Source organism: Rhizobium sp. R86522, from assembly GCF_042466255.1.
Classification (GTDB): Bacteria; Pseudomonadota; Alphaproteobacteria; order Rhizobiales; family Rhizobiaceae; genus Allorhizobium.
In genome coordinates, this window is the sequence record NZ_JAXHBX010000001.1 from 3,793,062 (window position 1) to 3,804,929 (window position 11,868).

10 protein-coding genes, 1 pseudogene and 1 riboswitch are annotated in these 11,868 nt (G+C 60.5%); of the genes and pseudogenes, 3 read left to right on the plus strand and 8 right to left on the minus strand.

All coding sequences use genetic code 11. The features are described from left to right. Nucleotides 1-6 precede the first annotated feature (6 nt). From SJY08_RS18415 to SJY08_RS18445, 7 genes are all read right to left on the minus strand, one after another. Nucleotides 7-1,086, minus strand: coding sequence for an ABC transporter ATP-binding protein (locus SJY08_RS18415; RefSeq protein WP_069043977.1), 1,080 nt, complete (start codon nucleotides 1,084-1,086; stop codon nucleotides 7-9). Nucleotides 1,087-1,134: 48 nt separating this feature from the next. Beyond that, nucleotides 1,135-2,646, minus strand: a complete 1,512-nt coding sequence (gene glpD / locus SJY08_RS18420) for a glycerol-3-phosphate dehydrogenase (protein ID WP_377277448.1) — start codon at nucleotides 2,644-2,646, stop codon at nucleotides 1,135-1,137. A gap of 91 nt (nucleotides 2,647-2,737) precedes the next feature. Beyond that, complete coding sequence (locus SJY08_RS18425) at nucleotides 2,738-3,526, minus strand: DeoR/GlpR family DNA-binding transcription regulator (RefSeq protein WP_069042646.1); 789 nt, start codon at nucleotides 3,524-3,526, stop codon at nucleotides 2,738-2,740. A 74-nt stretch (nucleotides 3,527-3,600) separates the two neighbouring features. Continuing rightward, nucleotides 3,601-4,596, minus strand: coding sequence for a FecCD family ABC transporter permease (locus SJY08_RS18430; RefSeq protein ID WP_377277450.1), 996 nt, complete (start codon nucleotides 4,594-4,596; stop codon nucleotides 3,601-3,603). A gap of 68 nt (nucleotides 4,597-4,664) precedes the next feature. Then, the gene (locus SJY08_RS18435; protein WP_377277452.1) at nucleotides 4,665-5,621 is read right to left on the minus strand and encodes an ABC transporter substrate-binding protein; all 957 of its coding nucleotides are present in this window, start codon (nucleotides 5,619-5,621) and stop codon (nucleotides 4,665-4,667) included. 20 nt (nucleotides 5,622-5,641) lie between these two features. Next, a complete protein-coding gene (locus SJY08_RS18440) occupies nucleotides 5,642-6,436 on the minus strand; it encodes an ABC transporter ATP-binding protein (RefSeq protein ID WP_069042649.1) in 795 nt (264 codons plus the stop codon). Nucleotides 6,437-6,637: 201 nt separating this feature from the next. Further along, nucleotides 6,638-6,869: riboswitch (cobalamin riboswitch) on the minus strand. Between the two features lie 122 nt (nucleotides 6,870-6,991). Then, nucleotides 6,992-8,275, minus strand: a complete 1,284-nt coding sequence (locus SJY08_RS18445; RefSeq protein WP_377277455.1) for an NAD(P)/FAD-dependent oxidoreductase — start codon at nucleotides 8,273-8,275, stop codon at nucleotides 6,992-6,994. Nucleotides 8,276-8,396: 121 nt separating this feature from the next. Between SJY08_RS18445 and SJY08_RS18450 the strand changes: the two genes are divergently transcribed. Then, nucleotides 8,397-8,600: a hypothetical protein gene (locus tag SJY08_RS18450; protein ID WP_069042651.1), complete on the plus strand. Its 204-nt coding sequence runs from the start codon at nucleotides 8,397-8,399 to the stop codon at nucleotides 8,598-8,600. Nucleotides 8,601-8,681: 81 nt separating this feature from the next. Next, nucleotides 8,682-9,506, plus strand: a pseudogene (locus SJY08_RS18455) (manganese catalase family protein). A gap of 633 nt (nucleotides 9,507-10,139) precedes the next feature. Here SJY08_RS18455 and SJY08_RS18460 read toward each other — a convergent pair. After that, complete coding sequence (locus tag SJY08_RS18460; RefSeq protein WP_377277457.1) at nucleotides 10,140-10,685, minus strand: DUF4142 domain-containing protein; 546 nt, start codon at nucleotides 10,683-10,685, stop codon at nucleotides 10,140-10,142. Between the two features lie 141 nt (nucleotides 10,686-10,826). Here SJY08_RS18460 and SJY08_RS18465 point away from each other — a divergent pair, with 141 nt between their 5' ends. Beyond that, nucleotides 10,827-11,780 carry a sugar-binding transcriptional regulator gene (locus SJY08_RS18465; protein ID WP_377277459.1) on the plus strand — a complete coding sequence of 318 codons (954 nt, stop codon included), beginning with the start codon at nucleotides 10,827-10,829 and terminating at the stop codon, nucleotides 11,778-11,780. Nucleotides 11,781-11,868 lie beyond the last annotated feature (88 nt).

Below are 11,868 nucleotides of genomic sequence, written 5' to 3' on the forward strand. Positions count from 1 at the left end.
TGCTCCTCACGCGGCCATTTCGGCCGGCGCGCCGAGCGCCTTGCCGTCGGCGCCGAACGCCATCAGGTGACGGGTATCGATGAAGACATCGATCTCGCGATCGGGATCGATGTCGTGGATGCCATGGGCCAGGCACACCCAGCGGGCGGTGCCGTATTCGACATGGATGAAGCTCTCCGAGCCTGCGATTTCAGAAACCAGCGTCCGCGAGCGCATCGGCATGGCGCCAGGCAGAGCGGTGAGCGACAGATGATGTGGGTGGAAGGCGACCGTTACGGGGCCGTCCGCGATCGACGCCAGATGGGCCGGTACCGCGAGAACTGGCTGACCGTTCAGCTCGAAACTTGCGCCCCGCTTGACGAGCGCGATGGTGTTGAGCGGCGGATCGGCGAAAGTTTTGGCGGCCAGGAGGTCCAGGGGGCGGCGATAGACGTCGATCGTCTGACCGAACTGGGTAATCCGGCCTTCTGACAGGGTCGCGGTGTTGCCGCCGAGCAGCAAAGCTTCAGATGGTTCGGTTGTCGCGTAGACGAAAATCGCACCGGATTCGGCGAAGATCTTCGGGAGCTCTTCGCGCAGTTCCTCGCGCAGCTTGTAGTCGAGGTTGGCGAGCGGTTCGTCCAGCAGCACAAGGGTGGCGTTCTTGACGATGGCGCGGGCCAGCGCCGTACGCTGCTGCTGTCCACCGGACAGATTGAGCGGTGTGCGATCGAGATAGGGCGTCAGACGCAAGAGATCGGCAGCCTTGCGAACCTCGCGATCGATTGTGGCCGCATCCTTGCCGGCGACCCGCATCGGCGAGGCGATGTTTTCGTAGACCGTCAAAGCCGGATAATTGATGAACTGCTGGTAGACCATCGCGACATTGCGCTTCTGGACCGCCATGCCGGTGACATCCTTGCCGTCGAAATGGACGGTTCCGGAAGTCGGCTTGTCGAGGCCTGCCATCAGGCGCATCAGGGAAGTCTTGCCCGAAAGGGTGGGCCCGAGCAGGACATTGAGCGTACCCCGCTGCAATGTCAGATCGGTCGGGTGAATGTGATATTCACCTCCCGCCATTTTCGAGACTTTACGCAGTTCCAACATATGCCCTCGGGCCTCCTCCAAACCGTCGGTCTTCATCAGGATGGGCGATCAGGCCGCCGCCAGCATCCCCAAATAGGCATCCAGCCCCTTCGCCTCCTCCGGCGTCAGGAATAGTCCCTGTTTCGTCCGGCGCCACAGCACGTCTTCGGCCGTGACCGCCCACTCCGTCTCCACCAGCCAGCGAACTTCGACCTCGTACAGCGTGCCGCCGAAATGGCGCCCGAGATCGGCCGCGCTCTTCGCCTTGCCGAGGATCGCTCTTGAATCTGTGCCGTAGCAGCGAATCAGGCGCTCGGCATGCATGCGATCCAGGAAGGGATAGGCTTTGATTAGTCCGTCGACCGTCGGCTCGAAGGCCGTGGCCGAGAAATCGCCACCCGGCAGACGGCTACCCGCCGTCCAAGAGGCGCCTTTTTCGCCGATCGCTTCACCGATCTTTTCCAGCGCATGTTCGGCCAGACGACGATAGGTGGTAAGCTTGCCGCCGAAGACATTGAGCAAGGGGGCGTCGCCGCTATTACCCTCAACCTTCAGCACGTAATCGCGCGTCGCCTCCTGAGCCTTCGAGGCGCCGTCATCGAAAAGAGGACGCACGGCCGAATAGCTCCAGACGATGTCGTCTGGGCGTACCGGTTCCTGGAAATATTCGCTTGCCGCATCGCAGAGATAGTTCACCTCTTCGGGGCTGATGCGAACGTCCTTCGGGTCTTCGGTGAAATCCCGGTCCGTCGTGCCGATCAGGGTGAATTCACCCTCATAGGGGATGGCGAATATGATGCGGTTGTCGGGGTTCTGGAAGAAGTAGGCGCGTGGATCGGTGAACTTCTTGCGAACCACGATGTGGCTGCCCTGGACGAGACGGACATTGTGCACATTGTTGCGCCCGAAGGCACCGGCCAAAACCTGATCGACCCAAGGGCCGGCCGCGTTGACCAGCATCCGGGCCTTGTGAGTGACGACGGAGCCGTCGCGCTGCGACTTTGTCGTGACAACCCAGTGGCCGTCTTCGCGATGGGCCGAGACAACACGGTTACGGCTCAGGATCGTTGCGCCGCGGATCTGTGCATCGCGGGCATTGAGAACGACCATGCGCGCGTCATCGACCCAGCCGTCGGAATATTCGAAAGCCTTGGAGAAGACCGGCTTCAAAGGCTTTCCGGCCGGATCGCGGCGCAGATCGAGCGTCTTGGTCGGCGGAAGCAGCTTTCGGCCACCGAGATTATCGTACAGGAAAAGGCCTAGGCGAATGAGCCAGGCAGGGCGAATGCCGCCCTTCTGGAAGGGCAAAACGAACCGCAAAGGCCAGATCACATGCGGCGCCATGGCCCAGAGGACTTCGCGCTCCATGAGCGCTTCGCGGACCAGGCGAAACTCGTAATGCTCGAGATACCGAAGACCACCATGGATGAGCTTCGTTGCGCCCGAGGAGGTGCCGGAGGCGAAATCGTTCATTTCAGCCAAGGCAACGGAGTAACCACGGCCGGCCGCGTCGCGCGCGATCCCAGTCCCGTTGATCCCGCCGCCGATCACAAAGAGATCGTATATTGGCTGCCCCGACATCGTTCCTCCGCATGTTCGCACCTGCAGCATTTACTGCTATTGCGAAAGTCCATCTATCTTTTTCGAAATTTAAACGAATGTCAAACGAAAGTTATTCCGCCGCTAGATCGCGGTCGACCGGTGCGGTTTCGATGATCCTGACATCGCGCTCGGCGCAAATGTCCCGGATGCTGCTGGACGGACAATTGTCGGTGATAAAGGTTTGAACTTGCGAAATATGCCCGATGCGGACCGGCGCGGTGCGCTCGAATTTTGATGAGTCCGAGACCAGAATGACATGCCGCGCGTTGGCGATGATGGCCTGGGCGACTTTCACTTCGCGGAAATCGAAATCGAGCAGTGCACCATCTTCGTCGATCGCCGAGACGCCGATAACTGCGAAATCCACCTTGAACTGACGGATGAAATCCACGGCCGCCTCGCCGACGATACCGCCGTCCGAACCACGAACCACACCGCCGGCGATCACCACCTCGATCGAGGGATAGACACGCAAGCGATTGGCAACATTGATATTGTTGGTGATGACCATCAATTCCCTGTGGTCAACAAGCGCTTCGCCCACGGCTTCCGTCGTGGTGCCGATGTTGATGAACAGGGAGGAGTTGTCCGGGATCAGGTTGGCGGCGGCACGGCCTATCGCCTGCTTCTCCCCGGCCGCCATCGAACGGCGCGCCTCGTATTTGACGTTTTCGTTTCCGCTCGGGAAGACGGCACCGCCGTGAATACGGTTAAGCGCGCGTGCGTCGCACAGGTCGTTCAGATCCTTGCGAATCGTTTGCGGCGTGACCGCGAAGCGAGCGGCGAGCTCGTCCACCAGAACGCGGCCCTGCTCCTTGGCCAGAGTCATGATCTCGGCCTGTCTCGCGGAGAACATCATGCCGCCCCCTCCCCTTATTTCGTTTTTTCTTCAGTCTAGGCAAAAACGAAACAGGGGCAATAGGCAGGCTCCAACTATCGCCGTCGCAGGAGAAGAATGAAAGCGAGCCCGCCTGCTAGGCCGGTAATCACCCCGATCGGGACATCCTCGGGCGCCATGATCGTGCGCGAAACGATATCGGCCAGAATAAGGATGACGGCACCGGCCAATGCCGAAAGGGGAATGACCCTGGTATTGTCGCTGCCGGCGGTCAGGCGGACAAAATGCGGAACCAGCAGGCCCACAAAGCCGATGGCACCCGAAAAGGCGACCATCACACCAGTCAGAAGCGCGGTGATCACAAAAAGCTCCGCGCGGAATCGGGCGACGGGAATGCCGAGCGTCGCCGCCGTCTCGTCGCCCATGGCCATGGCGTTGATTTCCCGGGCGCGAACGACAAGGAAGACGAGGCAAACTGAAAGTACCGCCACTGGATAGAGAAGATGCGACCATTGGGCGAGGCCGAGCCCTCCCAACATCCAGAAGACCACCGTGTGAGCGGCGCGCGGATCGCCGAGGAAGATCGCAAGATTTCCGAGCGAGGTCGCCACGAAAGCGATGGCCACACCGGTCAATACGAGACGATCGGCGCCCGCGCCGGTGAAGCGCGTCACGGTGACGACCGCGAGCGTTGCAGCCAAGGAACCGCCGAAGGCAAAGAGCGGTACGGTGACCAGGCCGAAGACAAGGCCGGTGTGGAGAAGGGCGATAATCGCACCCAGGGCACCGCCGGATGAGACGCCGAGCAGATGCGGATCGGCCAGTGGATTGCGAGTCACGGCCTGCAGGACGGCTCCGACCGTCGCGAGTCCGGCTCCGACGAGGCCAGCCAGGATGACGCGCGGGAAGCGAACGTCCCAGACGATGCTCTCGCGACCGGGCGACCATGTCACTTCAAATGTACCGGGTGCGAGTTTGTTGGCCACGATCGACCAGACAGTGCTGACCGGAATGGGAGCCGAACCCAGGGACACGCCAGCGGTGAGGCAGAGGGCCAGCAGCACGATAGCCAGACCCATCCAGAGAAACATGCGACCGTGCATCATTCTGCCTTGAATTTCGTACTGGGCGGGACCGGTTCGCGGTCCCGCCTTGAGGATTACATGTTGCGCGGATGGAAGGTGTTCGCGAGCCGCTCGATTGCCTGGATATTGCGCGGTCCAGGTGTTGCCTCAACATATTCCAGGACCACAAAGCGATCCTGCTTGACGGCATCGAGATTCTTGAAGGCCGGGTTTTCCTTCATGAAAGCGATCTTCTGTTCGGCCGTTACATCGCCGTAGTTGACGATGACGACGACTTCCGGATTGCGCTCGATGACCGGCTCCCAAGACACTTCCGTCCAGCTCTTTTCAACGTCTTCCATGATGTTCACGCCGCCTGCGGCTTCGATCATCGCGGTCGGAATGCCGAAGCGACCCGAGGTGAACGGCTTTTCGGTGCCGGAATCATAGACAAAGACGCGGACCGGCTTTTCGATGCCTCCGATGCGGGTTGTGATTTCGTCCAGTTGCTTGCGGTAGCCGGCGACCAGGGCCTCGGCGCGGTCCTCGACGTCGAAGATCTTGCCGAGGTTCAGCAGGTCGATGAACATGTCGTCCATCGTCGGCTTGTTCTTCGCCATGATATGGATGCAGGATTCGGTGAGTTCATAGACCTTGATCTTGAAGGGCTCGAGCGTTTCGGGCGTCACCTCGCCGCCGACCTTCATGCCGTAGTTCCAGCCGGCAAAATAGAAATCGGCATCGGCGTTCAGCAGCACTTCCTTGGTCGGGTATTTCGGCGAAAGCTCCGGCATTTCCTTCACGCCTTCCCGAAGCCCCGCATCCAGCGTCTTCCAGCCGGAGATCCCGGTGTAGCCGACCATGCGGTCCTGCAGCTTCAAGGCCAGCATCATCTCGGTCAGGTTGACGTCGTTGGAGACCGCGCGCGCCGGAGGTGCGTCAAACGTGACCTCGCGATCGCAGCTCTTGACCGTGACAGGATAGGCAAATGCCGAGGAGGCGGAGAAGACCGAAGCAAAGAGCGTGGCAGACAATAGAAGACGGGAAGCCATGTTGGCGGATCCTTTCAAAATCAGGTCAAGGCAAGGGAAAAGGAAAAACGATGGGATCGAGCGCCCTCCGCCTGTTGACGGGCGGCGAGGACACCGAAGGTTCCGGACAGGGCCTGTTCGGTCAGAACAGCTTCCGGTGGGCCGAACGCATTCATCCGGCCGCCATGCATCAGGGCAATATGCGTTGCAAACTCGGCGGCGAGGTTAATGTCGTGCAGCGTGGTGATGATCGTCAGGTTTAAAGCGCCGAGCAGATCGAGGATCTCGAGCTGGTGGCGGATATCCAGATGGTTGGTCGGCTCGTCGAGTATGAGGATTTCAGGCTTCTGCGCCAGCGCACGCGCCACCAGGACACGCTGCTTCTCACCTCCTGACAAGGTCGAGAACTGCCGGTTCGCCAGCCGCAGCAGATCGAGATGGTCGAGCGCGTGCTCTGCTTCGGCCCGGTCTTCTTCGCTCCAGCCCGCAAGGCCTTCGCGCCAGGGAACGCGCCCCATCATCACTACGTCGCGGACGGTGAACGGGAAGTCGCCCGGCATTTCCTGCAGAACGACCGCCACCCGACGGGCAAGCTGGCGGGCACTCATCTGCCAGATATCCTGGCCGTCGACCTCGACGCGCCCCTCCAGCGGGCTAACACCGCGATACAGGCAGCGAAGAAGCGTGGTCTTGCCAGCCCCGTTCGGCCCGACGATTGCCAGCCGGTCGCCGGCATCGAGGGAGAAGGAAACGCCTCGGACCAAATACTGGGATGGCTTCGGTCCCCAGCCGATATCGGTGACCCGGATCGGGCAGCCCTTGCTGGTACAGCTCATGGGCGTGCCCCCTCGAACGACGAAACGCCGAGCGTTACGCCATGGCCAAGGCCGATCGCCCGTCCCTGCGCTTCATGATCTGGAAGGAAATGCATGCCAGTCCTCCGCAGGATTTCTCCGGAGGCAAAATGGCATGTGGTCGGCGCGCCAGACGGCGCAGCGCAAAAGCCAGTTCGTATCCATCGGAACACCCCGTCCGCTTCGTTTTCTTCACTTAACGGCAGGTCTCCTGGCTCGCGGATATGCGCTTTCCATTTGCCTTCCCACGGTGACCCGCAGTGGCCCGGCGCTTTCACGCCGCGAGAATGGACAGCAATCCGCTTACAGTTGCGGGGGCAGCCACGGTCTTGGTCCCTATTGGGTCGTCCTCACCGTGTTCCCTATTAATCCCCTCGGAGTCATCCGGCGGGGAACCGTCACTGCTTGCATAGGACCTGCAGCCCCTGGCGGTCAAGCCTGGATCTTTTCGTTATGTAATATCGTTACGTCTATAGATCCGAATCCGGGTTGTCCACCTTCAAAGCGCATCCGCCCTCAGATTCTCAACGGAGGTCATTACCTCTCAGGGGCAACGAAGTTCTCATCGATCAGACGCGCGCCTCTCTGCCGGGTGGTGTAGCGCCAGATCCACTGAACACTGACAAGCAGGCGTTTCTCGAAATTGACCAGCAAATAGACATGGACGATGGCCCAGAGCAGCCAGGCGAGACGGCCCTTGAGCTGCCAGGAGCCGAAATCGAAGATGGCTGCGTTTCTTCCGATGACCGCCGTGTTGCCGCGATTGCGGAAACGGAAGTCTGGCACAGCCGCTCCTTTCAGGAGGTTGGCCTTGAGCGCTTTGCCGAGGAACGTCCCCTGCTGTTTGGCCACCTGTGCGAGCGCGGGCAATGCTTCGCCATTTTCTCCCAAAGCCAGCGCGGTATCGCCGATGGCGTAGACCCCGTCCATGCCATCAACCGAGAGGTCGCGCACCACCGGCAGGCGCCCGCCCGGGCCCGGCGAAAGGCCAAGCCATTCCGCGGCCGGCGATGCTTTGACCCCGGCTCCCCAGACGATGCAGCTCGCCGGCAGGAAAGCATCCTTGACCTTAACGCCCTCGGCAGTCACGTCTTCGACAGGCGTGTTCAGCCTGATATCCACGCCGATGTCGCGCAGATAGTCGGCCGCATAGGTCGAGAGATTTTCGGGGAAGGTTGCCAGAATACGCGGACCGGCCTCGACGAGGACGACGTGAAGTTGCTCTGGTCGCAGGCTACGGAAATCACGATCAATCATGAATCGACCGAGTTCTGAAATGGCGCCGGCCATTTCGACGCCGGTCGGGCCGCCACCGATGACGACGCTGGTCAACAGGCGGCGCTTCTCTGCCTCATCCTGGCTTCGCTCGGCCTGCTCGAAGGCGAGCAGGAGGCGGTGACGAATCTGGCGGGCTTCGTGAATCGATTTCAGCCCCGGTGCATGTTTCTGCCAGTCCTGATGGCCGAAATAATTGTACTGCGAGCCGGTCGCGAGAACGAGGCGGTCGTAGGAGATCGCTGCGCCATCGGCGAGAGAGACTGCGCGGGCGTCCGTATCGATCGACACCACCTCTCCCATCAGCACGTGGATGTTGTCCGATCGTCCCAATGTACGGCGGATCGGCTCGGAGATATCCGCAGGCGAAAGCGCTGCCGTCGCGACCTGATAGAGCAATGGCTGAAACAGATTGTGATTGCGCCGGTCGATCACGGTCACGTCGACTTCTGCGTCTGCCAGAGCCTTTGCGCAGGCAAGGCCTCCAAAACCTGCGCCGACGATCACGATGCGCGGCCGGCTCCCGATACTGGATCGTTCTTCCATCATCACCTCACTGTCTGCGCGAATTGTTCCGGGACAACCTGAAGGCGTCCGGAATGTTCCTGGGGAACTGTTCGCAAGCGGGACGGTTGGTCACGGAGAGCTCAAGAAGAGGAGACCCAAGATGGGCATGAACGCACCGAAAGATGGCAAGCCGGGAACAACGGATCAGTCGCCCCGCTGGGAAGGACCGCAGGAGAATCGACCGACGGGATATCTGCCGGCCAAGGACAATCCCAAGGTCGACCGGGATGCCGTGGGCGAAAATTTGCAGGACCCGGAAAAGCGAAATCTCGGCGATTCGCTGAAGACCCGCGACGACCAATAACCCCACTCCTGATGGTCAGAAAATCAGGAACAAGCCGGTAGGGTCCTTTTTAGGCAACCGTCAAACACGAGGAAAGATGCGATGTTCTATACCGACAACAAGCTGCAATATCCCGTCCGAGTTGAGACCCCGGACCCTCTGTTTGCCCGCGCCCTACAGCAGGCGATCGGAGGCGTGGAAGGAGAAATCCGCGTTGCCATGCAGTATTTCTTCCAGGCCTGCGGCGCCCGGGGCAACCCGAAGTTTCGCGACCTGCTGATGAACACAGCAGCGGAGGAACTGGGGCATATCGAGATGCTCGCAACGGCAGTTGCCATGAACCTGGAAGGCGCCCCCCTGTCACTCAAGTAAGAAATCGCGGCCGATCCAGTCGGTGGCGGGATTCTTGGCGGCATCAACCTCAAGAACCTTCTCTCGGCGGGGCTCTCTGCCATGCCGGTGGATTCGGACGGTGTGCCTTTCGACATGTCGCACATCTATGCGAGCGGCAATATCGCCGCCGACATGACCGCCAATGTTGCTGCGGAATCGACCGGACGCGTCCTTGCTACACGCCTTTACACCATGACGAACGATCCGGGCATGAAGGACATGCTGTCCTATCTCATCGCGCGGGACACCATGCACCAGAACCAGTGGATGGCGGCACTGGAGGAGTTGGGCGGGCCGACAGGCGTGTTTCCGATTCCGAACAGTTTCCCGCAGGAGCAGGAAAAGCAGGAGTTCAGCTACGCATATCTCGGATTTCAGCAGGACGGCAGCGCAGCTGCAGCCGGGCGTTGGTCCGAGGGACAGTCGGTCGATGGCAAGGGACAGTTCGTCTCCCAGCCGATGCAATCTCTCGGCCCCAAACCGGATCTGGGACGAGCGAAACCTAACAGCGGCGCTCAGACCGAGCAGCTCTGATCACGCGAGTCATAGGTCGAAAACTCTTTGTTCCATAAATGGAACAAAGCTTCTCATTACCGGTTCAGAGAGGAGATCATTGTTCCCTCCCCCGAACCTCCCCCCGGCCGCCCCAAGGGCGCCTACCTGAACCCCGCTTCGGCGGGGTTTTTTTTGGGGATTTGCATCAGATGGATCCCCTCGACGCGCTACCGCGAGACTGGCTGGCATCAGCCTCGGAGGGAGCGGCTGCCGAAGGCCTATTGCTGAACACTGTGGGGAGGATAATCCTTGTTGTCCTCATTGTCCTGGATGCCCCCGCCGCCCAGTGCGTAAAAGCTGGCAGCGAGGATCACGAGGAGGACGACAAGAGCCAGAAGGCGTGGGGGGACATAGCTTTTGCTCCTTATGGGAGTTGTTTGGGTGGGGCGCGACTTCCCTCTGCGTTACCCGTTTGGCGTTATGGTGTGCTGATGTCTCCGGTTGCGCTGGGCGGCACGTCCGGCACGGGCGCGTGACGCGTTGGGGGCGTCAGTGGGAGCGGTCTCGGTCACCTCCTGCTGAAATTCGCCCATCAGTAGCATCACGATAGCGACGAGGATTGCGCCCAAGAGGGCGGCGAGTTGCCATGTTCTACTCATCTACAGCCTTCAATCACGGATTGGTTTGGGATTGCGCTCTGACCTTGTGCATTCGGACCAGCGGGTAGTTGGCAATCGCATAGGTCTTCAGACTTCCGGCTGATCCATGATCGGCATAGGCGCCCAGCAGCCTGATGGCCTGATCATGCGCCTTCATCTGGGAGGACATATAGGCGGGGTCGAACTGGCTCTCCTCTGCCTGTTCCAGCGCGGTAAGCGTCTGTTTCTGTTCCATCGACAGTTCCAGAACCATCGCGATCGAATTGGCCTTGGCGGCTTCGGTCAACTGTTTCTGGGCACGCTTGTGGTCGTCCAGCATGGTGCGGGCGAAAGCCCTCACCTCCTCGTCCTGGCTTTGCTTCAGAGCGAGTTCCGCGGACAGTATTTCGAACTCGTTGGTAGCGGCGGCCCGTTGCGCGAAGCCTTTGGGGCCCAATGCTTCAGTCTCCGCAGAAGCCTGGGGGGTCGGCAGCTGCTGGATTGGTGCCGTCTGCTGGGCCGTTGCCGTGGAGACAAGGCAAAGTGCCGTTGCGGCTGCGAGCGAAATGGAACGTGTCATGATCGTTCTCCTTGAACAATGGGGTCAAAGGTTCAACCCGTCAGCCTTCAAACCGTTCCAACACATGCACGAGCGCGGAGCCCGGATTTGACAGGAGAGGGCAAAATTGGCAGCAGTGTTTCCACACGGAGAGGAGACCGCATGGCACGGCGTGGCGAGGGGCAGACAAGACTGGACGATGCAGCACGGGCCGGATGGCTCTACTATGTCGCCGGCAAAACCCAGGACGAGATCGCGGCTGCCATGGGCATATCCCGACAAAGCGCCCAGCGCCTCGTATCCCTTTCGATTGCGGAAAAGCTGATCAAGGTCCGGCTCGATCATCCCATCGCGGCATGCCTGGAACTTGCCGAAGCCGTGAAGCGCAAGTTCGGCCTGAAGGCGGTGGAAATCGTTCCTACCGATCCCGGATCCGAGTCCGCGACAGTGGGAGTGGCTGAAGCGGGCGCGGCGCAACTGGAGCGCTGGCTGAAACAGCCCGAGCCACTGGTCATTGCGATGGGTACGGGTCGAACACTCCGGTCGATGATCGATCAGTTGTCTCCGATGGAATGTCCGCAGCACAAGATCGTCTCGCTCACGGGCAATATCAGCCCCGACGGATCGGCTGCCTATTTCAACGTCATCTTCTCCATGGCCGATGCGGTGAAGGCACCACACTTCCCGATGCCGCTGCCGGTCATCGTCTCCTCTCCCGCCGAGCGGCAGTTGCTGCATGACCAGCCTCTGGTCGCGCCGACAATCGCGCTCGCGCGGCGATCGGACGTCACCTTTGTCGGCATCGGCGAGATGAACATGCGTGCTCCGCTTCTCGTCGATGGCTTCCTGAAGGCCGACGAGATGGAAGATCTCTTGCAGGCCGGCGCGGTTGGAGAGATCTGCGGCTGGATCTTCGGGGACAACGGCGAGTTGCTGACCCATCCGGTCAATGAGCGGGTTGCGAGCTTGCAAATTCCCGCCCGGGAAACTTCGACCGTGATCGGTCTCGCACGGGGTCGGCGCAAGCATCCGGCCATCCTGGCGGCCGTCCGGGGTGGACACATCAATGGGCTGATCACGGACGAGGACGCTGCGCGTCACCTTGTGGCGAGCTAGGCTTTTATAAAATTTTAATTCCAGAACAGTTGGTTAGCTATTTCATGCGGCAGCGCAGCATGAAATGCGGATTGACATTTTTTGCTCT